General features: G+C 67.1%; 28 protein-coding genes and 1 pseudogene. 18 read left to right on the top strand and 11 right to left on the bottom strand.

Annotation, left to right across the window (positions count from 1 at the left end):
- Positions 1–463: 463 nt before the first annotated feature.
- The 5 genes and pseudogenes from FK529_RS06365 (at position 464) to FK529_RS06345 (ending at position 8,566) form a co-directional block, all read left to right on the top strand.
- Positions 464–1,198, top strand: coding sequence for a TnsA-like heteromeric transposase endonuclease subunit (locus FK529_RS06365; protein ID WP_225536084.1), 735 nt, complete (start codon positions 464–466; stop codon positions 1,196–1,198).
- Positions 1,199–1,233: 35 nt separating this feature from the next.
- A pseudogene (locus FK529_RS06360) lies at positions 1,234–3,338 on the top strand (TnsB C-terminal domain-containing protein).
- On the top strand, positions 3,335–4,438 hold the full coding sequence (locus tag FK529_RS06355) for an AAA family ATPase (RefSeq protein WP_019201592.1): 1,104 nt from the start codon (positions 3,335–3,337) through the stop codon (positions 4,436–4,438). The pseudogene FK529_RS06360 and the gene FK529_RS06355 overlap by 4 nt, the downstream one beginning before the upstream one ends.
- Positions 4,435–7,029, top strand: a complete 2,595-nt coding sequence (locus FK529_RS06350; protein WP_040765942.1) for a TniQ family protein — start codon at positions 4,435–4,437, stop codon at positions 7,027–7,029. The genes FK529_RS06355 and FK529_RS06350 overlap by 4 nt, the downstream gene beginning before the upstream one ends.
- Positions 7,030–7,312: 283 nt before the next feature.
- Positions 7,313–8,566, top strand: a complete 1,254-nt coding sequence (locus FK529_RS06345; protein ID WP_146488059.1) for a hypothetical protein — start codon at positions 7,313–7,315, stop codon at positions 8,564–8,566.
- On the opposite strand, the gene FK529_RS06340 is transcribed toward FK529_RS06345, so the two are convergent.
- The 3 genes from FK529_RS06340 to FK529_RS06330 form a co-directional block, all read right to left on the bottom strand.
- On the bottom strand, positions 8,541–9,164 hold the full coding sequence (locus FK529_RS06340; RefSeq protein WP_068526169.1) for a hypothetical protein: 624 nt from the start codon (positions 9,162–9,164) through the stop codon (positions 8,541–8,543). The two genes, FK529_RS06345 and FK529_RS06340, sit on opposite strands and share 26 nt — an antisense overlap.
- Complete coding sequence (locus FK529_RS06335) at positions 9,161–9,532, bottom strand: hypothetical protein (RefSeq protein ID WP_068526168.1); 372 nt, start codon at positions 9,530–9,532, stop codon at positions 9,161–9,163. Before FK529_RS06335 ends, FK529_RS06340 begins: the two co-directional genes overlap by 4 nt.
- A 304-nt stretch (positions 9,533–9,836) precedes the next feature.
- On the bottom strand, positions 9,837–10,190 hold the full coding sequence (locus FK529_RS06330; RefSeq protein WP_068526167.1) for an Rv2640c family ArsR-like transcriptional regulator: 354 nt from the start codon (positions 10,188–10,190) through the stop codon (positions 9,837–9,839).
- A 95-nt stretch (positions 10,191–10,285) separates the two neighbouring features.
- Here FK529_RS06330 and FK529_RS06325 point away from each other — a divergent pair, with 95 nt between their 5' ends.
- Entirely contained in the window at positions 10,286–10,747 is a 462-nt protein-coding gene (locus FK529_RS06325) for an ArsI/CadI family heavy metal resistance metalloenzyme (RefSeq protein ID WP_068526166.1), read from the top strand.
- A gap of 168 nt (positions 10,748–10,915) precedes the next feature.
- On the opposite strand, the gene FK529_RS06320 is transcribed toward FK529_RS06325, so the two are convergent.
- From FK529_RS06320 to merA, 3 genes are read right to left on the bottom strand one after another with little or no spacing between them, the layout of a single operon-like run.
- The gene (locus tag FK529_RS06320) at positions 10,916–11,371 is read right to left on the bottom strand and encodes a hypothetical protein (protein ID WP_126195754.1); all 456 of its coding nucleotides are present in this window, start codon (positions 11,369–11,371) and stop codon (positions 10,916–10,918) included.
- Positions 11,368–12,030 carry an organomercurial lyase MerB gene (gene merB, locus FK529_RS06315; RefSeq protein WP_074850279.1) on the bottom strand — a complete coding sequence of 221 codons (663 nt, stop codon included), beginning with the start codon at positions 12,028–12,030 and terminating at the stop codon, positions 11,368–11,370. Before merB ends, FK529_RS06320 begins: the two co-directional genes overlap by 4 nt.
- Before the next feature lie 38 nt (positions 12,031–12,068).
- The gene (gene merA / locus FK529_RS06310; protein ID WP_068526164.1) at positions 12,069–13,493 is read right to left on the bottom strand and encodes a mercury(II) reductase; all 1,425 of its coding nucleotides are present in this window, start codon (positions 13,491–13,493) and stop codon (positions 12,069–12,071) included.
- 65 nt (positions 13,494–13,558) lie between these two features.
- Here merA and FK529_RS06305 point away from each other — a divergent pair, with 65 nt between their 5' ends.
- From FK529_RS06305 to FK529_RS06275, 7 genes are all read left to right on the top strand, one after another.
- Complete coding sequence (locus tag FK529_RS06305; RefSeq protein WP_068526163.1) at positions 13,559–13,948, top strand: heavy metal-responsive transcriptional regulator; 390 nt, start codon at positions 13,559–13,561, stop codon at positions 13,946–13,948.
- Positions 13,949–13,994: 46 nt separating this feature from the next.
- Positions 13,995–14,369, top strand: a complete 375-nt coding sequence (locus FK529_RS06300) for an ArsR/SmtB family transcription factor (protein WP_068526162.1) — start codon at positions 13,995–13,997, stop codon at positions 14,367–14,369.
- Positions 14,366–15,481 carry an ACR3 family arsenite efflux transporter gene (arsB, locus tag FK529_RS06295; RefSeq protein WP_146560108.1) on the top strand — a complete coding sequence of 372 codons (1,116 nt, stop codon included), beginning with the start codon at positions 14,366–14,368 and terminating at the stop codon, positions 15,479–15,481. Before FK529_RS06300 ends, arsB begins: the two co-directional genes overlap by 4 nt.
- Positions 15,481–15,924, top strand: a complete 444-nt coding sequence (locus tag FK529_RS06290) for an arsenate-mycothiol transferase ArsC (RefSeq protein WP_068526160.1) — start codon at positions 15,481–15,483, stop codon at positions 15,922–15,924. The genes arsB and FK529_RS06290 overlap by 1 nt, the downstream gene beginning before the upstream one ends.
- A gap of 43 nt (positions 15,925–15,967) precedes the next feature.
- On the top strand, positions 15,968–16,633 hold the full coding sequence (locus FK529_RS06285; protein WP_068526159.1) for an arsenate reductase/protein-tyrosine-phosphatase family protein: 666 nt from the start codon (positions 15,968–15,970) through the stop codon (positions 16,631–16,633).
- A 105-nt stretch (positions 16,634–16,738) separates the two neighbouring features.
- Entirely contained in the window at positions 16,739–18,160 is a 1,422-nt protein-coding gene (locus tag FK529_RS06280; RefSeq protein ID WP_068526158.1) for an FAD-dependent oxidoreductase, read from the top strand.
- The gene (locus FK529_RS06275) at positions 18,157–18,684 is read left to right on the top strand and encodes a GNAT family N-acetyltransferase (RefSeq protein WP_231702941.1); all 528 of its coding nucleotides are present in this window, start codon (positions 18,157–18,159) and stop codon (positions 18,682–18,684) included. The genes FK529_RS06280 and FK529_RS06275 overlap by 4 nt, the downstream gene beginning before the upstream one ends.
- Before the next feature lie 22 nt (positions 18,685–18,706).
- On the opposite strand, the gene FK529_RS06270 is transcribed toward FK529_RS06275, so the two are convergent.
- The 4 genes from FK529_RS06270 to FK529_RS06255 form a co-directional block, all read right to left on the bottom strand.
- Positions 18,707–19,099: a hypothetical protein gene (locus FK529_RS06270; RefSeq protein ID WP_019201608.1), complete on the bottom strand. Its 393-nt coding sequence runs from the start codon at positions 19,097–19,099 to the stop codon at positions 18,707–18,709.
- Between the two features lie 129 nt (positions 19,100–19,228).
- Positions 19,229–19,930 carry a hypothetical protein gene (locus FK529_RS06265; protein WP_019201609.1) on the bottom strand — a complete coding sequence of 234 codons (702 nt, stop codon included), beginning with the start codon at positions 19,928–19,930 and terminating at the stop codon, positions 19,229–19,231.
- Positions 19,931–20,323: 393 nt separating this feature from the next.
- Positions 20,324–22,339: a heavy metal translocating P-type ATPase gene (locus FK529_RS06260; RefSeq protein ID WP_146560107.1), complete on the bottom strand. Its 2,016-nt coding sequence runs from the start codon at positions 22,337–22,339 to the stop codon at positions 20,324–20,326.
- Positions 22,336–22,755, bottom strand: coding sequence for an ArsR/SmtB family transcription factor (locus tag FK529_RS06255; protein WP_051158840.1), 420 nt, complete (start codon positions 22,753–22,755; stop codon positions 22,336–22,338). The genes FK529_RS06260 and FK529_RS06255 overlap by 4 nt, the downstream gene beginning before the upstream one ends.
- Before the next feature lie 104 nt (positions 22,756–22,859).
- Here FK529_RS06255 and FK529_RS06250 point away from each other — a divergent pair, with 104 nt between their 5' ends.
- From FK529_RS06250 to FK529_RS06235, 4 genes are all read left to right on the top strand, one after another.
- Complete coding sequence (locus FK529_RS06250; RefSeq protein ID WP_231702940.1) at positions 22,860–23,450, top strand: class I SAM-dependent methyltransferase; 591 nt, start codon at positions 22,860–22,862, stop codon at positions 23,448–23,450.
- Positions 23,447–24,229 carry an adenylate/guanylate cyclase domain-containing protein gene (locus FK529_RS06245; protein ID WP_068537260.1) on the top strand — a complete coding sequence of 261 codons (783 nt, stop codon included), beginning with the start codon at positions 23,447–23,449 and terminating at the stop codon, positions 24,227–24,229. The genes FK529_RS06250 and FK529_RS06245 overlap by 4 nt, the downstream gene beginning before the upstream one ends.
- Positions 24,226–24,843, top strand: a complete 618-nt coding sequence (locus FK529_RS06240) for a cadmium resistance transporter (RefSeq protein WP_068526155.1) — start codon at positions 24,226–24,228, stop codon at positions 24,841–24,843. The genes FK529_RS06245 and FK529_RS06240 overlap by 4 nt, the downstream gene beginning before the upstream one ends.
- A 157-nt stretch (positions 24,844–25,000) precedes the next feature.
- The gene (locus tag FK529_RS06235; protein ID WP_126195756.1) at positions 25,001–25,387 is read left to right on the top strand and encodes a hypothetical protein; all 387 of its coding nucleotides are present in this window, start codon (positions 25,001–25,003) and stop codon (positions 25,385–25,387) included.
- An 84-nt stretch (positions 25,388–25,471) separates the two neighbouring features.
- On the opposite strand, the gene FK529_RS06230 is transcribed toward FK529_RS06235, so the two are convergent.
- Complete coding sequence (locus tag FK529_RS06230) at positions 25,472–25,762, bottom strand: hypothetical protein (protein ID WP_126195757.1); 291 nt, start codon at positions 25,760–25,762, stop codon at positions 25,472–25,474.
- 87 nt (positions 25,763–25,849) lie between these two features.
- On the opposite strand from FK529_RS06230, the gene FK529_RS06225 reads away from it, so the two are divergent.
- Positions 25,850–26,260: a hypothetical protein gene (locus tag FK529_RS06225; protein WP_019201617.1), complete on the top strand. Its 411-nt coding sequence runs from the start codon at positions 25,850–25,852 to the stop codon at positions 26,258–26,260.
- Positions 26,261–26,276: the final 16 nt, after the last annotated feature.

The following is a 26,276-nucleotide window of genomic DNA, read 5'->3' as shown; positions in this document are numbered from 1 at the left end:
CGGCGGGCTACGGAGCGCCTTCGCCGCGTGCAAATGACCGGCGGTGACCTGTAGACCTGTACAGCGCGTCGGCGGAATGCGCGTGCTCGAGCGAGCGCAATACGACCGTGGTCACTGTGACGGAACGTGGCACGCCACCACCACTGTGGTGTGGCAGCAGGTCGCGGCTCGCGATGTCTGCTCGCGAAGCCCGCCACTGTCCGTGTCCGCTGGAGCTGCGCGTTGTAGGAAATGCCATGTCTGTGAGACTGGCGAGATGCCAAGTACGTGAGACAACTTGCATCGCCGCAGTTCAGAGGACTGTGAGATGCCAAGCAGCGTGAGACCCTACATCGTTGTAGGGTCCCAGATTCCGTGGCGGAATCCCAAGCTACGTGGCGGACAGTTGGCGGATCCGCCAACTGTTTGGGACACGCCGGGGCACGTCCCCGCATCTGAGGGCGGAAGTGGCACCGTCAAGACCATGTCGCCCGGCAGCTCCGCGGGGACCGCGGTGGAAGTATCGTTCCGCCGCGGTGAGGACCTCTGTGAGCGGACCGTGGAGTGGAAGTCGGCCGCAATGGAGGACCTTCGCGAGGCAGCGCCGTGGCGCACATTTCGCTGGTATCGAGGGCAGAAACACTACTCGGGGTGGTACTGGTCGAGCACTACCCGCGATCTGGTGATCTATGAGTCCCGCCTGGAGCTCGCTAACCTGATGCTCGCAGACTTCGACGATCGGGTTCGGGGCATCGTGGCCCAGCCTTTCCTTCTCGCGACTGAGGTCGATGGTGTCCTGCGGAGGCACGTTCCGGACTTCCTACTCGATACTGATTCCGGCCCGGTCGTCGTTGACGTAAAGCCTGCTCGAAGGCTTGATAATGATGATGTTGCAAGGGTTTTGAACTTGACTCGGGATGTCGTCGAGGCCAAGGGGTGGCGATACGAGGTCGCCACCGAGCCGCCGCCGCGGAGGGCCGCGAATGTCAGATTCCTCGCTGGCTATCGGCGCGAGAGTGCAATCGTGCCTGACCATTGCGAGGCGGTTCAGGCGGTCGCTCAGGTGGGATTGACGATTGGTGCTCTCATCGATCGGATGCCAGATCGTCCTGACGCGAGCGTGCGAGCGGCGGTGCTGCACTTGATATGGCGGCGTCGGCTGCACGTCGACATTGACGCCGCAATCACTAGTCGCACTCAGATTTCGAGGGTCTTGTGAGTGGCGTTGAGCGGGTTGAGGTTGGCGGACGGTACATGTACGACGGCGAGGCGTTCGAGATCGTGGAGCTCGCCACGGCTAAGGGCGTCGTCGATGTGCTGGGGAAAAGCGCTGCAGGGCAGTACATGCGAGTTGGCCTCGCGGAGTTGCTGTCTTCGGTCCGGGGTCGGGTCCTCCCGACCGGCCCTGGCGTTTCGAGCACTGATGCAACCGAGCCTGCAGGCGTCATCTTCGGTGAGTTGTCCGCGGCAGAGCTTCAGAAGGTGACGGAACGCGCGGGGCACGTACGCGAGATTCTTACCGGGTACAGATCTGGCAGCGCGGAGACTGCGAGCAAGGGGGAGCCCAGGCCGGAGTTTTCCGGCGACCGCCCGCTCACTGACCGCTACGCAGCGAAGGCGCGCGAACTGGGCGTCGGCTTGCGATCTGTGGAGCGGTGGGTGTCCAAGTTCCGCACTGAAGGGCCCGCAGGCCTGGTAGACGCGCGACGTACGAGAGAGGCGGAGCCCTTCCCGTCTGTCGATCGGCGGTGGTTAGACACAGCTGTCGAAGTCATGGTTGAGCACGCCACCGAGTCGAAACCGTCCCGCACGATGGTGATGGCACGCGCGGAGGCACGGGTCTTGGCGCGATTCGGAGAAGGGGTCGTCGCCATCCCGTCTCGGACAAATGCTTTCCGCGTTCTCGAGTATCTGGAACAGCGCTATCCCACATTTCGACTGTCTGCCAAGCGAAATCGCGACATCGCTGAGCGGCCAGAAGGCGTGTACGGCAAGCTCCGTCCAACTCGGCCTGGCGAGTACATGCTGATGGACACAGGCTCGATGTCTTCGGGCTCGATCCTCTGACGCTGCGATGGGTGCAGGTCGAACTGACCGTCGCGATGGACTGGTACACCCGCTGCATCACCGGGTTGCGATTGACCCCGGTTTCCACGAAATCGGTTGATGTAGCGACCGTGATGTACGAGGTTTTCAGCCCACGTCCGGCCGGCGCGGACTGGCCGGAATACGCGGTGTGGCCAGCTCACGGAGTACCGCGGTCGGTACTTGTAGATGTCACCGCGGAGCGGCCAGCGGATGCGGCCGCTGGACCAGCTATTGTCCCTGAGACACTGGTCGTGGACCATGGCAAGGTCTACCTCTCGAACCACGTGATGAGTGTGTGCCAGCGCTTCGGGATTTCGGTGCAGCCAGCTCGGCTCCGAACCGGCCGCGACAAAGGGCCAGTTGAGCGGTTCTTTCGTACTATTCGTGAAGATCTCCTCCAGGCCTTGCCGGGGTACAAGGGACCTGATGTCCACTCGCGCGGCGAGGATCCTGAGGGCGGAGCGTTCTTCTACATCGACGAGCTCGAAAGCATCATCCGCGAGTGGGTTGCGCAGGTCTACCACCACCGCCAGCATTCGAGCCTGCTCGACCCGCGAGTTCCGGGCTTACGTATGTCGCCCGCCGCGATGTTCGAGCACGGTGTTTCTCGCGCCGGATACATTGAGGCGCCTCGCGATCCGGACCTGGCATTCGAGTTCCTCAAGCCGGTATGGCGGAAAATTCTTCACTACGGTGTCGAGATCGGAGGCCGCCGCTACAACGGAGACGGGCTCAACGGCTACCGTAACCTCGCGAGCCGGTTCACCGGCGAGGCCAAGGGACGATGGCCGATCCACTGCGATCCCGACGACATCACCAAGGTGTACTTCCGGCGCCCAGATGAGCGGACCTGGCACACATTGGTGTGGGAGCACGCACCGTCGATCGATATGCCGTTCAGCGAGGATGCACTGCTCTACGCAAGGAAGCTAGCAGCATCGAAGTACCGATTCCCCAACGACCGCCTTGCGGTAGCTGACTTGTTGGAGCGGTGGAACATCGGCCTGGGCTCGACCCGAGTGGAACGGCGCATTGCATTGAGAATGTCACGCGAGACCGAACTGTCGCAGCGACCGCAGGGCGAAGCGCGTGTGGATCGACTGCCGTCGGTCGCCCGCGTGCTCGCTCCCGACCAGGACGAAAGCGATGTGCAAGCAGAGGACACCGCGATTGATCGCGGTCTCGACTACGCCGGCGAGGAAGGTGACGACGATCGATTCGACCAGGAAAACATCGATGACTTCTACTCCGACGCGCTGGAGGACGTATGACCGAAACCGCCGCGACACTCGACAATCTGACCCTCGCCCGAAAGGAAGGGTGGCAGAAGTTCGTCAACACCCCCGCACGTGTTCCACCGGAGGCGTTGAACCGCGATGAACTCGACAGACTGACCGACAAGGAGCGCACCGACTACGACCGTGAGCGCCGCGAGTGGCACGCGAACCTCGGGCCCCTCAAGACCAGACAGCTGGTCGAGGTGCACGAAAACCTCTGGGATGTCATCGACTCCAACGCCCAGGACGGAGACAAACCGAAAGGCGCCGTTGCGATCGACGCAGTACCCGGACTAGGGAAGACCACCGCGGTATTGAGCTTCGCCCGCGCGTTCCACCGCCGCGAAGTAGCCGAGAACGGCACTACGACCGAGGAAGGTCATGAACGGTGGCCGGTGTGCCGGGTGGGACTGACCGGCAACACTGGCCTACGCGAGTTCAACCGGGCGATGCTCGCGTTCTACGCCCACCCAGGCGGCCGCCGCGGCAACGCCGCCGACTTCGCCCACCGAGCCCTGGACTGCGTGCTGGCATGCGAAACGAAGATCCTCATCGTCGATGATCTGCACTTCCTGCGGCTGCAGTCCACCTCCGGTGTCGAGGTCAGCAACCACTTCAAGTACATCGCCAACGAGTTCCCGTTGACGGTGATCTTCGCTGGCGTCGGTTTGGAGGCGCGGGGACTGTTCTCCGAGGGCAGTAGTGACCGAGATGCTCTTCTCGCGCAGACCGGCCGGCGTACAACGCGGCTGACAATGGATCCTTTCGGTGTCACCAATGATGCTGGGCGCCGGGCATGGCGTCAGACGCTCAAGGCGATCGAGCAGCGGGTGGTTCTGGCCGAAAAGTATCCGGGCATGATCGCCGACGATCTCTCTGACTACCTGTATGCCCGGTGTACCGGCCAGATCGGCTCACTGATGACCCTGATCAACCGGGGATGTCAGCGCGCGGTCCGGACTGGGTATGAGCGCCTCGACGAGGAACTGCTCGATCGGGTCAAGATCGACGAGGCATCGGAGAAGGCTCGCGAAGAACTGCGCCTGGCATTCGACAACGGCTGCCTGAGAACTCGCATCGGCAGGGCCGGATGACAGTGCCACGTTCGCTTCCCTTCAGGGTGGACCCGGTGCCGGGCGAAGCGATCGATTCCTGGCTCGAAGCGATCGCCTTCCGCGCCGACTCAGCGTGGGGAGACCTTCTCGACGCAGTCGACATACCTGCGCCTGCAGGTCTTGGGTACCCGCCCTGGACGATCGCACTCAGCGAGGCCGAAGTAGCCAGCCTGTGTGCCGCCACGGGCAGCGACGTCGAATTTTCGATGATGACCCTCACCCGGTTCGACGGGACCGCGGTGCGCATCGACTCGCAGTCGCGGAGTTTGCGCCGCGAAGTGGCATGGACCCGCCGCACCGGATCCCGCTTCTGCCCGCACTGCCTCCGAAGCAACGGCGGCCGATGGAAGCTCGAATGGCGACTCGGCTGGGCGTTTGCCTGCACCGACCATCGTTGTTTGCTGTCCGACGAATGCCCTCGCTGCCATAGAATTCCACGCCGCCGCCCGCTCCCGGGCCACTGCACCCCGATCCCCGGCCGATGTGCATCGCCGGCGCAGGAAGGAGGCATTGGACGGGAGGCCCGACGGTGCGGCGCCGATCTCACGGCTGCCGAGGTCCTCGACCTTCCTGGTGCGCACCCCGCTCTTCGGGCACAGGCCCTCATCGATCGAATCATCGACGACGGAGTCGTGCGGTTCGGGGTCTACGCGCGCCTTCCACAGCCTGCGGCTTCTGTGCTTGCCGACATTCGCGCCATCGGCGGCCGAGTACTGTCCTACGCCACCGACGAAGAGCTCTTAGCGCGAGTGGGACCCGAACTGGCGGTTGAGTACCGGGCAGTCGATGAACAAGGTGGTGCACGATCCGGACAAGTCCGACAGAGCCGCACGAAGCCGGCCCTCGAAGCGCCAGCGAGAGCCGTCACAGCTGCGATTGGCGTCAGTGCCGCGATCGACGTTCTGCACTGCTCGGACCTCGCAGCCGCAGCTGATCGCCTGCGATGGTTAGTGACCTCGGCCCGGGAGACAGGCCTCAGTGTTCAACCGACGAACATCGGCTGGGGGACGCGAATCTCACCAATCCTGACCGGTGTCCAGCTCGCCGCGCTATCCCCGATGCTCGACCCGTCCGACCAACTTCGCTACCGCACTCACTCCGACCTTCCCACCTTGGTGACCAGTGGGCGCGCAGAGCTACTAGCGCGTCACACGCCGACGCAATTTTGGGCCGGAATCAGTTTGCCCTTCACGGTCCCGGCGGCGAGGCGCACAATGATGCGCCTGGCATTGTCTGCGGCCTTACAGTTGGTGGGCACTCGGTTGAATCTGACGGCCGCTGGTCAGCAGGTCGGAGGTCACCTGGCTGGCCATGCCCTATCCCGATTCCTACAGATTCTGGAGTCCGATCAACACTGGAGCGATGTGTGCGCGGGTCTGACACGCGTTGCCGATTACGTTGTCGAGCGCGGCGTACCGATCGACTATCAGCGCCGACGGGCACTCGATTGCACCGGTTTGCTTCCGGACGATGAGTGGAGGCAGATCTGCCACCGCACCGGAACGCCGTCACAGGGCGGCTCCGCCCGGGCGGCTGTTGTTCGGGCGTTTCTTCGCGAGGAGCTCACAGGCGTCCCCACGGTTGACGGGTCCGCAGACTTGCTCGCTAAGATCGCCGCGTTTCCCCGCGATCTGACACCCGGCCTTCGGGACGAGCTGATCAACCACGCACGGGTGTTCTTGGACGCCGCGGGCATCGATGAGGAACCAATTGCCTGGGAGCCGCCAATTGAGCTCCTCGCTGGTCTCGACCTCCCTGGCCCGCGACCAGGACTGATCGACCGTGATCGCCTTCGAAAGCTCATCCGAGAACGCGACCTTCCCATCGGCGCCGCCGCCCGCGACCTCGGCACCACTGGCGAGGCGGTTCGCCTTGAGCTGATCGTCAATCCCCTCCCAGTCGATACCGGCCGCCGGAAGTACGCCAGCGCTCGAACGCAGCTCCCCCCGGAGGCTTTGACCCAGCTCTATCATCACGATCGCCTCACCTTGCGACAGATCGCTAACCGTATTGGAGTCAGTCGTCAGGTGATCCGTCGACTCCTCACCGAATACGAGATCCCGACGATCCCCGCTACCGAGCGCGCGAAGATCATCATCGACCGCGACTGGCTCTACCAGCAATATGTCACCAACAGCAGGGCCCTCCCTGACATAGCCCGAGAACTGGGCATGAGCACGGCGAACCTGGCTCGGTGGGCGAACAAACACGAGATTCCGATGAGACCCCGCGGCGGACCCAGTCACACCGCGGCCCTCGACGCCGCGGCCGCCGCGAAAACGGTGCCGCCGATCTTGCGCACAGCTGTTGCGGCCCAGGGCGGGCGCGACCGACTGGAACGGGCGAAAGCAGCATCGCGATTCCCCACGCTGACCGAGGCTGCACACGCGTTAGGAACCAGCCAGGCAACCCTCACGAACCAGTTTCTCCGGCTCGAACGCGAGACCGGCGGAGCTCTGTTCGACCGTGCCGAGCGCAATCGCCCTATGACCCTGACCGCCCACGGACGGAGGGTGATCGACGCCATTCGAAAGCTGGACGGAACTGCTAGCGAGTCTCCCGGTGGGTAAAACGGTGCACCAAGTTCCTGAACCTGGCCTCTCAGGTGGTGAAGACGTGGTTCGGAATGCCCTAGCCTCCACGCACGTCGTCGCGTCGGTAGGGTCAGGAGCGAACCGCGATTCCACGTCCCGGAACCTGTCATGGTGAGGCTCTAGAATAGAGACAGCTAAGCCCGGCTCGTTTGCCGACGAACCGGGCTCAGCTGAACAACCGAATCACCACTCCGAGGGTTCGCCCCTCGATACCGTGACCGTTGCGAATGTCTTTGGATGACGCCTCCGATGGTAGACGGTGTGCGCGGGTTCGCCAAACACCGGAACGCTGGTGTGGGCGAGCGATGCGGACCTTGGCGTGGTGGCTCATCCACACTGCCTTGAGGAGGCACCGTTGACCAACGACAGTCGCGACTCTGATCGCACAACCGATACCACCAGCACTGAACGGGCTGGAGGTGCCCGGCCCATCCAGGTCGGGCAGCACCGGCTCGAGGGCATGTCGACGGACCTGTTCGTTCAGGTCCCGACGACCTTGATCGACCCGACTCGCGCGCTGATCGCGTCGGAAGGTGTCGGCGCGGTCTACTCCGTGCCGTGGCAGTCCCGGACCCACCGCTCCGCGGTGGCGAGGACCGCGGCGGATCAGACCCGCAAGAAGTGCCCCGAAGCAGCGTTGCTGCTCGACGCGAACCTCTACAGCGGCCGGCAGCGGAAGGTGGCGACGGCGGAGCCGACCCGCGACTGGATCACCGTGCAACGTAGCGCGGGCCTGACGTGGGCATTGACCGATTCCGGCTATGTGGCCAAGGGCGACACCGCTGGGCTGCGGACCACCCTGAAGACGGCGGCCCGCTTCGGTGGACAGGTGATTGCGGCGCTGCCGATCGCGAGCTGGTGGCTTTCGCACGCCGCCGATTCGCTCCGGTCTGAGATCAACGCGCACGGCATCCCCGTGGCGTTGATGGTCGAAGACACCGACGACCCGTTCGACCGGACCAACGTCGTGACCGGGCTGGTGCACGTCCTCACCGCAGATGTCCCGGTGCTGCTCCTGCGCAGTGACACGGCGGGGTTGGGGGCGCTGGCGTACGGCGCCGCAGGCGCGGCGATGGGGTCATCGACCACCTACCGGCACATCTACCCCGACATCGGCGGGGGCGGCACCAGCGGGTCGGTGTCGTTCATCCTCCCGGAGCTTCTCGCGTACACGTCGCTGACCGCGTTCGAGCGGCATTACCTCAAGGACAAGTCCCACGCCGCGTGGTGCTGCGACTGCGCACTCTGCGGTGGACGGGACCTGACCTGGATCCGCACGGCTGACATCCCGAAGGCAGCAGCGTTCTCGCATTCGGTCTCCGCGGTCGCGATGCTCGGTCGCGGTTTGGCCACCGCTATCGCCGCCCACAACGGCCCGCAGGCGTGGACGGCGATGTGCGAGGCCGCCCACGAGAGCAACATCGAGATCGAGAAGCTCACCGGCGGGGACTGGAAGCGCAAACGCGCCCTGTCCGCCTGGATCGGCGCTACGCCGGAGCCGGCTGCGGCGTGATCGGCACCCCTGTCGCGAGGGCGTGAGCGAATAGCCGCTCCTCCCAGTACCGCACCGCGACGATCCGCGGAGGATCGGCAACCTTCGATCCCCGCACCAGTAGTTCCTCGCCGGCGTGAGAGGTATGCACCACGCTCACGTCGGCGAGGTCCGCCGCCGTCAAGCTCAGCGCCGTGGGCCGCCGCTCGGTCAGCACCACGGTCTCGCCGAACCCGCGAAGCTCACTGGCGACATACAGGGCCCTCTTCCACTGCCCGGTGGCGACGAACCCGACGATGCTCAACGGCGCCGCCGGCGGCGCCCCCGCGCCCTCCGCCGGGCACATCTCCCACAGCTCGAGGACCTGCGCGTCGAGCATCGGTCCCGCCCCGGACGACATCCGTTCGGCGACGGTCGACGACCATCGGACCACCGGATACCCGCGAAGCCCCGACAGTTCGGTCCGCGGCAACACCGACACCGAGCTATCGAGGACGAGCTCCGCAGCCGCGACCACGGCCGCGTCGACCAGATCCGCCGGCGCGACGGCAGGGACGTCGAACAGGGGGAGCTGACCCGCCTCTGCGTGGATTGACCGGGTACGTCGCCGCGCCGTCACTGGTCTTCCTCTCCCACGGGCGCGGGCTCCGGCGCGATGACCCGCGACGCGGCGAACAGATGAATGCGGTCCTCCAGGGCCAGGAACGCCACGACGCTCCCAATGTCCAGACCGACCGAGTCGAGGACCGCCGCCGGCAGCGCGATCTGTCGCGACGTCCGCAGCCGCCGCGGACGATCCGGGTTACCTCGTACGGACGGCTTCGTCCCGCGCGGGCCGCGAGTGGGAATGATCTCGACGATCCTCTGGTCGGCGACGACACCGATCCGGACCCACGAAGGCTGCCGCACTCCGGACGCCTTCGCCACCTTCGCTGGGATGGTGATCCGGCGGAAGCTGTCGATCGTCCGGGGACCCGTGGGAAGCATACTGCTGATTTTAGCAGTCAAGGACCGAACAGTCACTGGTACTGCGGATTACAGCGCATGTTCCTCGTGCCGACCGCTGTCCCGCTAAGGCACGGAAGCGCCGTCGTCGAGGGCTTCGAGGACGGCGCGGAGGAACTCAGCCGCAGTGAGGGGGATGCCGCGTTCGCGGAGCTGTTGCTCTAGCTGCTGCTCGATGTGGTCCACGCGTGTCGATCCTGCCGCAGGCGATCGTGCTGGTGCTGTGCCGGGGAGCCTCGCGACGGTGTCGTGCAGCCACTACCTGCGCGCGAGAGGCGCGTTCGCGCTAGCAGCACGTGGCCAGGACGGCCCGGAGCGCTTCAAGGGAGTCAGGTTCGGCCCGGTAGAAGACGTTGATCCCGCGCCGCTCGGAGCTGACGAGGCCGGCCTTCTTGAGCTGGCTCAGGTGGTGACTGACGGTCGCCGACGACAGGCCCACCGTGTCGGCGAGGTCGCCGGTGCTGATTTCGCCTGGACGTGCGGCCATGAGGATCGAGATCAGCTGGATCCGGGCCGGGTCGGCGAGGGCCTTGAGGCGCAGGGCGAGCTCGAGTGCCGCGGCCTCGTCCATCACGCCGGCGGCCAGCGGAGCACAGCAGATCGGGGCGCTGATGTCGACGACGGGGAGCGTCTTGGGCATACGCTTCAATCTACCTACTCGTTGACATATGTCAAAGCGTGGTCTAGAACTGAACGAGCAACAGTTAGATGTATGTCGAAGCCTCGGAGGTTCTCATGTCCCGCGTCCAGCTCGCCCTCAATGTCGATGACCTCGATCAGTCGATCGCGTTCTACACCAAGCTGTTCGGCACGGGCCCGGCGAAGGTCAAGCCCGGTTACGCCAACTTCGCCGTCGCCGACCCGGCGCTCAAGCTGGTCCTGCTGGAGAACCCCGGCCAGGGCGGCAGCATCAACCATCTCGGCGTCGAGGTGGACTCCAGCGACAAGGTGCACGCTGAGATCGCCCGCCTCACCGAGGAGCAGCTGTTCACCGAGGAGGAGATCGGCGCCACCTGTTGCTTCGCCACCCAGGACAAGGTCTGGGTCACCGCCCCCGACGCCGAGCGTTGGGAGGTCTACACCGTCCTCGCTGACGCCGAGACCTTCGACGGCGGACACACTCCGGCGACGACAGCCGAGGACTCCGAAGCGACGCCGGCCGCGTGCTGCACCCCTGCGGCGGCGAACTGCTGCTAGTCCGCCCTCGATCGATGGCCGTCACCGCTTCGGGTGGCGGCCATCGACGCGGTTACCAGAGAGCGCTGGCGCGAAACGCAGTAGCGGGCCGCACTGCGCTGTACCGGCTGGTTCTCGCGGTCGGCGTCCCCCTGGGCGGAGGCTGCGCTGGAGGAGAGGCATCTGCGGTTAGGCGCAGTCGCGTGGGTGGAATCCCTCGATGCGGTCGATCGGGGTAAAGACAGGGCAACCGACTTGGTCGTTTCGGTTGAGGATCACGTTCGATGCCGCCATCACTTCGCAGGCTGCGAGCCCGCGGCTAGCGGCGAGCAGCATGGAAAGCCCGTAGAACGTTGCTGCCGCCGGCGGGGTGAGCGCGAAGAACGCGAAGAAGACCAGCGTGTTAGTGGCCATGGCCCACGCGCCTGTGACCCGCAGTGGTGCCGAATCACGACCCCGAAGTACAACCGCGAGGGTGATCGCGGCAGGGACCAGTGCGACCGCGATGATGAGGTCGATTGTGGAAGGTCCGATGATGATCCCGGCTCCCACGAAAGCGGCACCGATCACTGTCCGGGCGGCGGTGCCCCATCGGCCGATCTCTCTTGTCCTGCGTGCGAGGGGCGATTTCACTGTGTTGGTCATTGGGCGGTTCCTTCGTGCTGATCCGGCGAGCAGCATCCGGCCTGTCGGGCTGTGTCCGGGCTGATGAGCGCTTGTTCAGCGAGAGCTTTCCCGAGGGCGTGCGCGTGGGTGATGTCGAGGAGTTGGTTGCCGGGATTTTCGCGCGTCCACGTTTGGGCATCGTGTGGGGAGGCGAAGAAGTGCACTTGGTTGCAGAACGACGTTCGAAGCGAGCTGAGGTCATCGGGGTCGACGAGCGATAGCACTGCGGTGTCGGGTTCGATGCTGGTCACGGTGTCTGCCGTGACAGAGATTCTGATCGTTTGACCGCTCGCGGGTGAGGTCGACTCGATGGTGGCTGACTGGTTTAGGAGTGTGGGGAAGATCAGGGTGTCGAGTGCGCACCACGTGAACAGTTCGTGACCTGCGACGGTGAACCGATGCGGGGTCGGACGGAGGGTCAGTCCTTGCCCGACTATTTGGTCGCGATCGTCGTATTCGGTGTCGGAAACGGATTGGAGTCGTTCCCGTACATCGGGTTCCGACAGTCCGGCCGCAGCTGCTAAGTCCTCTACGCTGACGGGGTTTCCCTTGGAGAGGAGCCTGAGTAGGGGAACCAGGACTGCCGGATCGAGGCCGGACCCCTCGGGGGTGATGAGTCGATCGAGTGGATTGGTCATTGTCTGGGACTTCGCTTGCGGATCGGTGGAATCAGGAATTAGGAAGCGCAGCAGGAGAGCTGGGCGATGTCGGTGCTGAAGGATTGTGCGGCGATTTTGATGCCCTCGGCCATGGTCAGGTAGGGCGCCCATGTCCGGGCGACCTGCTCGACGGTCATCCTTGCTTCGAGGATGTAGACCCCAGCGGCGGCGATCTCGCCGGCACTATTCGCGACCGCCGAAATTCCGAGGACTCGATGACTATCGGAGTCTGCGATGAGCTTGATGAAGCCTCGGGTATCTCGGTCAACTTGGGCCCGGGGTACGTGAGTGAGCGGAAGAAGCGAGCTCGTGTACCGGATTCCGCTTGCGAGGGCCTGCGTCTCGGTCATACCGACGCTCCCGATTGCCGGACTGGTGAACATCACGCGCGGCAGGTGCGTGTAGTCCAACGACCGCGGGGTCTGTCCGAACATGTTGTCGGCGACCGTTGTGCCTTGCGCGGCTGCGACATAGACGAACTCGGGATGGCCGGTCACATCGCCCGCTGCCCACACACGCGGGTTTGATGTTCTGAGCTGATTCGACACGAGGATCGCGCCGCTGGTGCTCGTGTCGACTCCAACCGTCTCCAGATTCAAACCTCTAGTATTCGGGGTTCTGCCCGTCGCGACGAGCAGCTTCGCCGCACGGAAGTCGCCTTGTCCACCAGGGCTGGAGGCGGTCACGACGACCTCACCCGCCTCGGTGTCGACCGAGGTCGCGGTCGCGAGCTGCACTACCTCGATGTGCTCGTCAGCGAGCGCTTCCAGGAGAGCATCTGCGACGTCAGCATCTTCGGCCGAAGCGATCCTGGACCGCACCAAAACGGTTACCTTCGCCCCCAGTCGCGCGAAGAGTTGCGCCTGCTCGAGCGCGATGAACCCGCCGCCGATCACTAGGAGTGATTCCGGGACTGCGGTCAACTCCATCGCGGTCGTCGACGTCAGGTAGTCGACCAGATTGAGTCCGGGAATCGACGGAATCGACGGTTGGGCCCCTGTTGCCACCAAGTACCGTCGAGCAATTATCGTCTCGGTAGTCCCATCGGGAGCTGTGACCACCAGCGATGGCGCTGCCCGCGTTCCCGCGAACGCGGCCGCACCCTGGACGCGGCGCCAGCCGTACGAGTCCGCAACGGCAACGTACTTCTCTGACCGCATCGACTCTGCCAAGCGCCGTGTCCCCGCCGCCAGGGCGGCCATATCTACCGGCACGGCGGTCGCACCGACCCCCGGGAACCGGCCAGCATCAGAGACCGTGTGCTGTGCCTGCGCCGCGGCGATCAACGCCTTCGACGGCACGCAACCGGTATTCACACAGGTGCCGCCGAAAGTGCCTCGCTCGATCATCACCACGGACTTGCCCATGGCTGTTGCGCGGATCGCCGCCGCCATCGCTGCAGCACCCGAACCAACGATCGCAAGATCAAACTCTTCACTCATGTCACCATCATCAACCCTCCAGTACCCTTGAAGGTCAAGCCCAGAATCCGGACAGGGAGGACTCGATGCGGATCGGAGAACTCGCCCGCAAATCTGGCGCCACGCCATCGACGCTGCGGTACTACGAGGAAGCGGGGCTCCTCCCTGAACCGGGACGTACCGCCGGTGGATACCGCAACTACACCCCCGACGCCATCGGCATCGTGCAATTCATCAAGAGGGGGCAGGCGGCGGCACTCACTCTCGCGCAAGTCAAAAGAATCATCGACATACGCGGCACCGGCCAAGCCCCATGTGATCACGTACGCGACCAGCTAGACAGGTCGATCCACCACCTCGATCAACAGATCGCGGAACTGATCGCACTGCGCGACAACATCACCCACCTACGCCAAGCTGCCGAACACACCGATCCGAAGTCGTGCGCTAGCGAAGATATCTGTCGCTACCTATAACCCAGACACGCTTGTGTCCAACATCGATATCTGTCAATATTGATGTGTGTCGAATTCGATTCCGTTGACCGATGTGACCGTGCGGTGCTCACCGCTGGTCCGTGAGCCTCTGTCGGAGGGGCAGTCCGTCGACCTCGCGGCGGTGTTCAAGGCCCTGGCCGACCCGGTCCGGCTGCGCCTGTTCAGCCTGATCGCCAGCCACGAGGGAGGCGAGGCTTGCGTGTGTGACATCTCGCCGGCGGTGGACGTCTCGCAACCGACGATCTCGCACCACCTCAAGGTCCTCAAGACCGCAGGCCTGCTCGAGTCCGAGCGCCGCGCCTCGTGGGTGTACTACCGCGTCATCCCCGAAGTCCTGTCCTCGCTCGCCGGGATCCTGCAGTCCGGTGACCCCGCCATCTCGTTGGAGGTTCTTTCGTGACCAGCCCCGCCCCGACGACTGAGCATCAGCCGGTCGTCGGCAAGCTCTCCACCCTCGACCGGTTCCTGCCGGTGTGGATCGGTGTCGCCATGGTCGCCGGCCTGCTGCTCGGCCGGATGATCCCCGGGCTGAACACCGCGCTGGAGAAGATCCAGGTCGACGGTGTCTCGCTGCCGATCGCCCTGGGCCTGTTGATCATGATGTACCCGGTGCTGGCGAAGGTCCGCTACGACCGCCTCGACACCGTCACCGGCGACCGCAAGCTCCTGCTCGGCTCCCTCTTCCTGAACTGGATCCTGGGCCCGGCGCTGATGTTCGCACTCGCCTGGATCTTCCTGCCCGACCTGCCCGAGTACCGCACCGGCCTAATCATCGTCGGCCTCGCCCGGTGCATCGCCATGGTGATCATCTGGAACGACCTCGCCTGCGGCGACCGCGAAGCCGCAGCCGTCCTCGTGGCGCTGAACTCGGTGTTCCAGGTGATCATGTTCGCCGTCCTCGGCTGGTTCTACCTCTCGATCCTGCCCGGCTGGCTCGGCCTCGAACAGACCACCATCAGCACCTCGCCCTGGCAGATCGCCAAATCCGTGCTGATCTTCCTCGGCATCCCGCTCCTCGCCGGCTACCTCTCCCGCCGAATCGGAGAGAAGACCAAGGGCCGCGACTGGTACGAAACGAAGTTCCTCCCCCGGATCGGACCATGTGCCCTCTACGGGCTGCTGTTCACCATCGTCATCCTGTTCGCCCTGCAGGGCGAGCAGATCACCTCCCGCCCGTGGGACGTCGCCCGTATCGCCCTGCCGCTGCTGGTGTACTTCGCCGTGATGTGGGGCGGCGGGTACCTGCTCGGCGCCGTCATGGGACTCGGCTACGAGCGCACCACCACGCTCGCGTTTGCCGCCGCCGGCAACAACTTCGAGCTCGCCATCGCCGTCGCGATCGCCACCTACGGCGCCACCTCCGGCCAAGCCCTCGCGGGCGTCGTCGGGCCGCTCATCGAGGTCCCCGTCCTGGTCGGCCTGGTCTATGTCTCGCTGGCCCTGCGCAAGCGCTTCCCGCTGACCCCGTCCTCCACCGCCGCGACCGCGGATCCGTCCAGGAGTGTGAACTGATGTCCGACAATACGATCACCGCCGACACCGAATCGGCCACGCCGAGCGTGTTGTTCGTGTGCGTGAAGAACGGCGGCAAGTCCCAGATGGCCGCCGGCCTGATGCGCAAGACCGTCGGCGATGCCGTCGAGGTGCACTCGGCCGGCACCAAGCCCGGCTCCGTGGTCAACGGCCTGTCCGCCGAGTCGCTGGCTGAGGTCGGTGTCGACATCACCGGCGAGACCCCGAAACCGATCGACCCGGCGCTGCTCGCCCGGGTGGACCTGGTGGTCACTCTCGGCCGGGAAGCCGTCGTCGACACCCCGGACGGTGTCGCGTTGGTCAACTGGGATACCGACGAGCCGTCGGAGCGGGGCATCGACGGGATCGAGCGGATGCGCCTCGTGCGCGACGACATCGCCGCCCGCGTCACCGCGCTGGCAGCCGAACTCACCACCCGGTAGCGACCGAGCAGGCCGGGAAGCCCGAGAAGCGGGAGAAAGTCGGATGAACGCCAACGCCACGACCGAGTCGGCCGGAACACCGGAACTGCTGATGCCCCAGGCCCTGCTGGCGCGGACCGCGGAGCGGCTCGCCGCCCAGTACCGCGGGATCGTCTCCGAGCAGACCGTCGAACGGGTCGTCTTCGAGTCCTACACCGCGCTGCGGCGCACCGCCCGCATCCACACTCACCTGGTGACTCTCGCCGGCCGGTTCGCCGCCGAGCGTCTCGCCGCCCTGGCGCAGTCGACCGGTGCGAGCACCAAGACCGTGCCCGAGGTGCTGTTCATCTGCGTCCACAACGCGGGCCGCTCGCAGATGGCTGCCGCGCTCCTGACACACCACGCGGCCGGGGCGGTGCACGTACGCTCCGCCGGGTCGCTGCCTGCTGCGGTGATCAACCCGATCGTCGAGCAGGCCATGACCGAGGTCGGGCTCGACCTGGCCGCTGAGTTTCCCAAGCCTCTCACCGACGACGTGGTCGCGGCCGCGGACGTGGTGATCTCCATGGGCTGCGGCGACGCCTGCCCGGTCTACCCGGGCAAGCGGTACCTGGACTGGCAGGTCGCCGACCCCGACAACCACCCCATCGAGACCGTCCGCCTGATCCGTGACGACCTCGACCGCCGCGTCAAAGACCTCCTCGCCGAGCTCCATCCCACGATCACCTGACCCACCCCTTTGATCGACGTGCTCGACGGCCCCGCTCACCGCCGTCAGTGCCGCTGTGCCTGCTCACACCTCATTTGCCTGTTCTTGGAAGGGAACCGACACCCCATGTCTGCACGCAAGATCATCGCCATCGGCGGATCGGACGCCGGGATCTCCGCCGCCCTGCGGGCCCGCGAACTCGACCCCACCAGCGAGGTCACCGTGGTCGTCGCCGACGCCTACCCGAACTTCTCCATCTGCGGCATCCCGTACTACGTCTCCGGCGAGGTCACCCACTGGAGCAACCTCGCCCACCGCACCGCCGCCGACCTCGCCGCCACCGGCATGACCGTGCACACCGACACCAGAGCTACCGCGATCGATCCGGCCGGACACCGCCTGACCGTCACCGGCCCGGACGGCGCCGCCCGGGACCTCGACTACGACGTCCTCGTCATCGGCACCGGCGCTGTGTCCGTGCGGCCGCCGATCACCGGCCTCGACCACCTCGGCCCCGCTGACGGCGTGCACCTGCTGCACTCGATGGGCGACACCTTCGCCGTGATGAACACCCTCACCACGAAGGACCCGAAGACCGCGATCATCATCGGCGCCGGCTACATCGGCCTGGAAATGGCCGAAGGTCTCACTGCCCGCGGCATCACCGTCACCCAGATCGAAGCCCTCCCTGAGGTGCTCCCCACTGTCGAACCCGAACTCGGCGCCCTCGTCCACGATGAACTGGTCCGCAACCGGGTCGACGTCCGCACCCACACCCTGGTCACCGCGGTCGACCGCACCGACACCGGCGCCCTGACCGTCACCACCAGCAGTGACGGCCAGAGCGATCACCTCACCGCCGATCTCGTGCTCGTCGTCGTGGGCGTGCGCCCCGACACCGACCTCGCTGCCGCAGCGGGCGCGCAGCTCGGCATCAAGAACACGATCGCCGTCGACGAGCAGATGCGCACCAATCTGTCCGACGTCTTCGCCGCCGGCGACGCCGTGCACACCCACCACCGCCAGCTCGGCATCACCTGGCTCCCGCTCGGCACCACCGCGCACAAGCAGGGCCGCGTCGCCGGCGAGAACGCCCTCGGCGGCACCGCCCGCTACACCGGCTCCCTCGGCACCCAGGTCGTGAAGATCTTCGACCTCGTCGCCGCCCGCACCGGCCTCAAAGAGACCGAAGCCCTTGCCGCCGACCGCGGCTGGGTGCCGGTGTCGACGACCTCCACACCGGACGATCACAAGGCCTACTACCCGGGTGCCACCCCCATCAGCATCCGGATCACCGGCGACCAGAACACCGGCGCACTACTCGGTGCCCAGCTCATCGGGCACCGCACGGCCGAGATCTCCAAGCGCGTCGACACCTACGCCACCGCCCTGCACCACGGCATGAGCGTCGACGCCCTCTCCGAGCTCGACCTGTCCTACACCCCGCCCCTCGGGTCCCCGTGGGACGCCGTGCAGGTCGCCGCCCAGAACTGGGTCCGCGAGCACCAGCTGCACCATCAGCGCAGCGTCCTTAGCCTGAACAGGTGACCACCAGCCCCCACGACTCAACCGGGTCCGCCGCACGAGCGGCGGACCCGGCGATCGTTGCGATGCGGCCCGAGCATGGGCCACAGGTCCTCGCGATTTACCAAGCCGGCATGGACACCGGCAACGCCACCTTCGAAACCGCCGCACCCGGCTGGACGGACTTCGACCAACGACACCTACCTGAGCACCGCGTCGTCGCCCTCGCCCCAGGTGGGCAGGTCGCCGGGTGGGTTGCAGCGGCGCCCGTCTCGGGGCGCTGCGTCTACGCCGGCGTCATCGAGCACAGCGTCTACGTCGACTCCGGCCACGCCGGGCAGGGCATCGGAGCCGCGCTGTTGCAGGCCCTCATCCAGTCCGCCGACGCTGCCGGGGTGTGGACCATCCAGACCGGGATCTTCCCCGAGAACCACGCCAGCCTCGCCCTGCACCGGCGCGCCGGATTCCGCACCGTCGGCACCCGCGAACGCATCGGCCAACGCGACGGCCGCTGGCGCGACGTCGTCCTCATCGAACGACGCAGCTGACTGCCGCCTACACCTACCGGACTCAGCCGGCGTCACCGACTTCAGAACCGTCTGGTTCTTCATCCGCCAGCTCTGGGGCGCGGGTGATCGACACGATCACCGACGAGCGGCGGAACTGCTCGGTGTCGAAGGGGCTCGCGGGATCGTCGAACCAGACCAGTGACTGGTCACCGACACGCGGCCAGCGGGTGACCCTTGTGATCCGGTGCGCGATGCCGTCGTAGTCGAACGCCCCAGACGGGCTGGCGGGGCCGGGACGACGCGTGTACGTCAACGCATCCAGGTCCCACAGGTGCGTTGATCCCTGCGAGGCCACCACCCACCGGCCGCGCATACCGTCCGTGAGCTCATCCACCGTCTCCGACGGTGGATCGTTGCCGTCGGGCGGCTGCTGGACATCCGGTTCATCCGTCATGGGACTCCTCGTATAGGGGTATAGGGTCAGGCTCACTGTCCCGAACGCTAGGCGGAGTTGATTTGGGGCGCCGCTGCCGGGTGCGCCCATGATTTTGGGCCTGGGGTTCGCGTGCCGTCCTTGGCGGATCTACTCGGCGGGCTCGAGGACGCGAGGATGGATCAGTTCGATCCGCGGGACGTGGATCTCGGCTCCACCGAGAACCCGCACACGGGGCCACTCGCCGTCGACCATCGTCAGGCCGGCCTGGGCGGGAGTGAGGCCGTCCTCGGTGGGGATCAAGCACGCCTCGCCAGGCCCGGCCTTGCACCCCGGACAACCGGTCTTGGTCTCGATGGCGATACGCGACTTCTCCAGCTCGAGCTTCTCGTCGTCGGTGGCATGGCGCCAGCAACCGAACCCGTCCTGGTGGCCCACTCCGGCCTGATACAGCGGCCGCATCTGACACGGTTTCCCGTTCGTCTTCGGCCGCAGGCACTTCCTCTTGAGGCTGCGGTCGAGGTCGTCCTTCTTGGCCTTGATCCGCTCGACGTTGAGAGCCATCTGCGTCAGGTAGTCAGCGGTGTTGTCGCCGGCCGCCTCGTACAGCGCGAACACCTGCCGCGGAGACCGGGCGCCGGTCCAGCGCCGGCCGTCCGACCCATACACCGCCACGGGAAGCTTACGTGCGACGATGCCGATCGCGACCTCGATGTAGTGTGCCAGGCCAGTGGTCTCGGGAGTGTTGACGACCCGCTCGGGACAGATGGCGATGCCGTACTCGCTCTCGATCCGCGCGGCCTCGCGGTTGAACCCGGCGACGGCGATCTCCACCTGCCGCAATGCCGTCATCAGCGGTGTGTGATCCAGCGGTGCGGGCGCGGGCTTCGGGCGAGGGGTGCGGTTGCGATCTGATCTCCGGGACATTGGTACAAGCGTGCCAGTAACCAATTCGGAGGTTGCTCGACGGTGGCCCGCCGCTTGGTAGGAGCGGTGTGCGAAATGCGCGCGCGAAATACCAGGGACATCCCTCGAACCCAAACGAACGGACCGAGCCGCGCATGTTTCGGTGACGGCGAGCAGAGCACCGAGCACAAGCGACTGTCCTTCCTCGGTGTCCCCTGAAATCCCGAAGGACACCGAGCAGCTCACCCGCCCGGACCTGAGTCCGCGAACGCAAGCCGCACCGCCCGCAGACCGCACTGATCCCGCCCCAGTACCCGCGCGGAGGCCCGTGGCGTGGCGCTACACCGCTTGCTGAATCGTCGGCCGCCGGCTCGTTGCTGGGGGAGCCGGCGGGAGCGCGGTGACGCGGCCGGCGCGGACGCCGTTGGCGATGACGACGATCTCGGCGAGTTCGTGGACGGCGACGACGGCGGCGAGGCCGAGGACGCCGAACAGTGCGAGCGGGATGAGGATCGCGATCAGCCCGAGGGACAGGGCCACGTTCTGCAGCATGATGTTCCGGGCCCGGCGGGCGTGATCGAGGGCCTGCGGCAGGGTCCGTAGGTCCTCACCCATGAGCGCGATGTCGGCAGTTTCGATCGCGACGTCCGAGCCCATGGCGCCCATGGCGATGCCGAGGTCCGCGGTGGCGAGGGCGGGGGCGTCGTTGACGCCGTCGCCGACCATCGCGGTGAACCGGTCTTTGCGGAGCTCGCCGATGATCCGGGCCTTGTCCTCGGGCCGCAGGTCGGCGTGTACGTCGTCGATCCCGGCGATCTTCGCCAGGGCGGTGGCGGTGGCGGTGTTGTCGCCGGTGAGCATCGCGACGGTGGCGCCGCCGCGGTGCAGGTGATCGATGACCTCGCGGGCTTCAGGACGCAGCTCGTCGCGGACGGCGACCGCCCCGATGACCTGCCCGTCGTCTTCGACGAGGACCGCGGTGGCGCCGCCGGCTTGCATGGCCGCGACCCGCGCTGCAAGTGGGCCCGGGTCGATCCAGCCGGGCCGGCCGAGCCGGGCGGGCCGCCCGTCGACGAGCCCGGTCAGCCCGGCCCCGGGGACGGCCTGCACATCGACCGCCGCCGGTATGCGGTCGCCATTGGCGGTGAGGATCGCCCGGGCGAGGGGATGTTCACTGTGGGCTTCGAGCGCCGCGGCGACGGCGAGCACCCGGTCCTGTTCCGGCGACCGGACGCCCGAGCCGAGGTCGCTCGCCTCGACGGAGGGGCCGGCCGGGTCGTTGGCCGGGTCGGTGATGGTGGCGATGTCGACGACGGCGGGGCGGTTCGCGGTCAGGGTGCCGGTCTTGTCGAGGGCGACCGTCCGCACCCGGCCGAGGGCCTCGAGGGCGGCGCCGCCCTTGACCAGGACGCCGATCTTGCTGGCGGCGCCGATCGCGGCGACGACGGTGACGGGGACGGAGATCGCCAGTGCGCAGGGGGAGGCGGCGACCAGCACGACCAGGGCCCGTTCGATCCACGTTGCGGGGTCACCGAGCAGGGACCCGAGGATCGCGATCGCGGCGGCGAAGATCATGATCGCCGGGACCAGGGGCTTGGCGATGGTGTCGGCGAGGCGTTGTGCGTCGCCCTTGCGGGACTGTTCGGCCTCGACGATCTGCACGATCTTGGCCAGCGAGTTGTTCTCCGCGGTGGTGGTGACTTCGACCGTGAGGGCGCCGGTGCCGTTGATCGTCCCGGCGAACACCTCGTCGCCGGGTCCGGCCTCGACGGGCACGGATTCGCCGGTGATCGCCGAGACGTCCAGGGCGGTGCGGCCGTCGCGGATCACGCCGTCGGTGGCGATCCGCTCGCCGGGCTTGACCAGCATCCGGTCTCCGACCGCCAGCTCGGCCGGGGAGATGGTGGCCGGGGTGCCGTCGCGCAGGACGGTCGCGGTGTCGGGGACGAGGTTGAGCAGCGCCCGCAGGCCGCGGCGGGTCCGTGAGACGGCGTACTCCTCGAGGCCCTCGCTGATGGCGAACAGCACGGCGAGCATCGCCGCCTCGCCGACCTCGCCGAGGATCACCGCGCCGACGGCGGCGATCGTCATCAGTATCCCGACGCCGATCTTGCCCTGGGCCAGGCGCCGCAGCGTGGACGGCACGAAAGTCCACGCCCCGATCAGCAGCGCGATCCACTCCAGCACCAGTGACAGGCGCTGCGGGCCGCCGGCCCACCCGACGATGTATGCGGCGAGTAGGAACACCGCCGCGGCCGCGGCGGCCTGCAATTCCCGCACCTGCCACCACTGCCCGGGAGCCTGCTCGTCCTCGCCGGCGGGCTCGTCGTGCCCGCAGCCGCACGCGTCACTCATCGCCGCACCACCTTCGCCGCCGAAGCCTCCTCGGTCGTCACAGCGTCCGGGCTGCAGCAGGTGGCGCTGTCGGTGCCGTAGTTCGGGCACAACGCGACCGCGTTGCCGGTCGCCGCGAGCAGCGTCTCCGCCGCCGCGAGCAGGTCCATCAGCTCCGGGCGGGCGAGGCTGTAGAACACCTGCCGCCCCTGCGGGCGGCCCTGCACCAGACCGCAGTCCCGCAGGCACGCCACGTGCGCCGACACCGTCGACTGCGCCAGGCCCAGCTCGGCCATCAGGTCCGCCACCCGGGCCTCGCCACCGTGGGCAAGCCGCGTCGCGATCGCCAGCCGGGTCCCGTCGGAGAGGCTGTGGAACAACGCGACCGCGGGATCGAGCTGCGCGCCCGTCGCCACCGAACACTCATTCATCGTCATACGACGATGATAGCGGTATTCTGTGGTGTAATCGAGTTCTCGCGAGGAACAGGCCGCCGATCGGTGGCCGTGAGCGGTGTTGGGAGCTGCTGGGTATGCCATCGATGTCGACGATCGAGTCCCTGTTCTGCCGCAGCACGCCGTGGGAGGCAGCGACACGGCGGTGGGTGTTGCCGTGGGCCTTGCAGGGCGTGCGCCCTACGGGGAGGGTGCTGGAGATCGGCGGCGGCGGCGGCGCGATGGCCGCGCAGCTGCTGGCGGCGAGCGCCCCTGCGGATCAGGTGCAGCTCACCGTCACCGACTTCGACCCGGTGATGGTCGCCGCCGCGCAGGATCGGTTGCAGCGCTTCGGTGACCGAGCGCAGGCGAGGGTGGCCGACGCCGCCGCGTTGCCCTTCGGCGACGACGAGTTCGACACCGTCGTCTCGTTCATCATGTTGCACCACGTCGTCGACTGGGAGCAGGCCCTCCGCGAAGCCGTCCGGGTGCTGCGCCCCGGCGGAACCCTGGTCGGCTACGACCTGCTCGGCACCGCGCCGGCGCGGATCCTGCACCGGCTCGAAGGCGCACCGCACCGGTTCATCGACCGCGGCCAGCTGCGCCCGCACCTGGCAGGCCTGCCGCTGCGGGAGGTCACCGTCCGGGAGAACGCGGCACTGACCCGCTTCCGCGCGACCCGCACCGCAGGCCGATGACCACGCCAGGGCCCGAACACCGGCTCGGCCGCGGCCATCACCACGGTGCGCGGCCCGAGCTGGACGGCCTCGAACAGGTGGAGGTCGCCGTGGCATTCGTCGACCTCGCCGGCTACAGCGTGCTCACCGAGATGTGCGGCGACCACGAAGCCGCCGAGCTTGCGCTCCGGTTGGCTGAGCACGCCCGTCGAGCCCTGCACCCGCAGGCCCGGCTGGTCAAGACCATCGGCGATGCGGTGATGCTCACCGCCGACACCACCGATGCGATGCTGGCCACGATCACCGCGCTCGCCGGGCACGCCGCCGACGAGGACGGATTCCTCGCCCTCCGCGCCGGAATCCACCACGGCACCGCCCTCCGACGCGACGGCGACCTGTACGGGCACGCGGTCAACATCGCCGCCCGCATCACCGCCCTCGCCGGCGCCGGCCACGCCGTCCTCACCGACCCGCTCCTGCCCGCCGCCACCCGCGCCGGTGTGCCCACCACCGCCCTCGGCCCGCGAAACCTGCGCAACATCAGCACCCCAATCGAACTGCACAGCATCACCTTCACCGACACCCGGCACCCGCACGACCCGATCTGCGGCGCCCGCATCGACCCGGCGACCGCCCCCGCACACCGGCACACCGACACCGGCCGATGGTGGTTCTGCTCAGCCGACTGCGCCCGCCGATTCGACCGCGCGACCGCCCCGGCCACCACCACTGCCGCTGCGACGACCTCCGTCACGTCACCCGCCGGGTCAGCGCTCACATCACGGGCAGGTGGCCGGTGATGATCTCGACCGTGCTGCAAGCCGTGGGCCTGTTCGTGGCCACCAACATCGACGACATCATCGTGATCTCCCTGTTCTTCGCCCGCGGCGCGGGCCAGCGGCACCTGACGGCCAAGATCACCGCCGGGCAGTACCTCGGATTCGCCGGCATCCTCGCTGCCGCAGTGCTGATCGCCCTCGGCGCCGGCGCCTTCCTCCCCGTCGCGGCGATCCCGTACTTCGGGCTCGTCCCCCTGATCCTGGGGCTGCGGGCAGCGTGGTCGAGCTGGCGCGAATACCGCGGCAGCGGCAGCGGCGATGGTGACTGCGCGACGGGGAAGGGGGCGGGCAACGCGGTCGGCGTCCTGGGCGTGGCGGGCGTGACCTTCGCCAACGGCGGCGACAACATCGGCGTGTACGTGCCCGTCTTCGCCAGCATCAACCACACCGCGATCGCCGCCTACTGCGTGGTCTTCGTGATCTTGGTGGGGGCACTGGTGTCCATTGCCCGGTACGTCGCCACCCGCCGCCGCATCGCCGAGATCCTCGAACGAGGGGAAAGCGTGCTGTTTCCCCTGGTGCTGATCACCCTCGGGGTCATCATCCTCGTCTCGGGCGGCGCATTCGGCCTGTAGGCAGGGTGGTCGGGGTCGCAGTGCGTCGGCACGGATCCATCGCTTCCCCGGGGTTGTGGGTAGTTCCCCGGCGGTGATTGCGCACCGAACCGGTGGAGTCGGGGGTGGTGCCGGGCCTGTCACTCCGCGGTGCAGGCGTCCTGGCAGGCTGGCCTGCATGGCCGACGAAGTGAGTGAGGATGATCTGGCGGGGATCCGTGCCCGGTTCCTTCCGGGGTGGTACGGGTCCCTGGATGTGGGGCCTGGCTGGTACCGGTTGATCGTCGATCTCGACCGGGAGCTGGCGGCGATCGACCCCGGCTACCAGCTGATTCAGATCAAGGAGAAGTTCGGCGGCCTGCGGTACTACGTCGAGTTCGAACCGGACCGGCCCCGGCCGGGTTTCGACGAGTTGATCCGGGCGGCGGAACGGCGGTCCGAGCGTATGTGCGAGCAGTGCGGCGGTGACGGTGGCCTCACGCGCCGCGGGAGCTGGGTCCGGACCCTGTGCGCCGCGGACGCCGAGGCGAGCGGATTCACCCTCGACGAGTCCGCACCGGACTAGAAGGGTCGGTGTGGGTCCGGGTGCACGGTGATCAGTCGTCGGTGTCTGGCAGGCGATGTCCGGCGAACCGGATCCACGGCACCGTCACGTCGTGATCGCCGAATGTGAGCGTGATGCTGACCTCGCGGACGCCCGCGGCGGTGAGGTGACGCTGGAGTGCGGTGAGGACCGCGGCGGTCGCGCGGGCGCCGACCTCTGCGGCTGTCGTGGCACCGCGTCGTCGAGCAGCTGGGCGGCCGTGCGGTACCGCTGATCGATCAGGTCCATCTCGGCGGTGATGGCGTCCACCCGGGCCCGCCGCTGCGGGTCGGCGAGAATCCGCGCCAGTCGCTCATCGCCGGAGATGAACCGCACTTCGTCGCCGCTTTCCGTCATGGTCGTCAGTATCCACTTCTGGGCCAGCTCTGGGTGCGGGTCATTTCGGGTGGACAAGTGCACCGGCCGCGCGGATCATCACCTTGCGTGGACGAGACGAGCGCCGGCGCCGCTGCGGCAGCGATACTCGACGAGCTCGTCGGTCCCTTCTACGACGCCGATGGTGTCACCGGGTACCTCGGTCTAGATGGCGATGACCTGGCGCGGATGGTCGCCGCGGAGCAGGTGATCTGGGTGCCGCTGGCCGGCGGCACACCGGTGTTCCCTGCGTGGCAGTTCCCCGACGGTCGCTGGGTGGATGAGCGGCTGCTGACCGTCTGGCAGGCCCTGCGGCGCGCCGCCGAGCCGTGGACGGCGGCGTGCTGGATGTGCGCGCCGTCGGCGGACCTCGATGACCAGACGGCGATCACCTACCTCACCCGCGGCCCGCGTGATCCCCGCCGCCTGGACACCGTCCTGGCACGTGCATCCGAGGACGGCGCCCGCTGGCTGCAGTAGGGGCGTGGCACCGGAG

This window comes from Tsukamurella asaccharolytica, from assembly GCF_007858435.1.
GTDB classification, from domain to species: domain Bacteria; phylum Actinomycetota; class Actinomycetes; order Mycobacteriales; family Mycobacteriaceae; genus Tsukamurella; species Tsukamurella asaccharolytica.
Note: the sequence above shows the minus strand (reverse complement) of the source record. Positions and strands in the feature narration are given on the sequence as shown.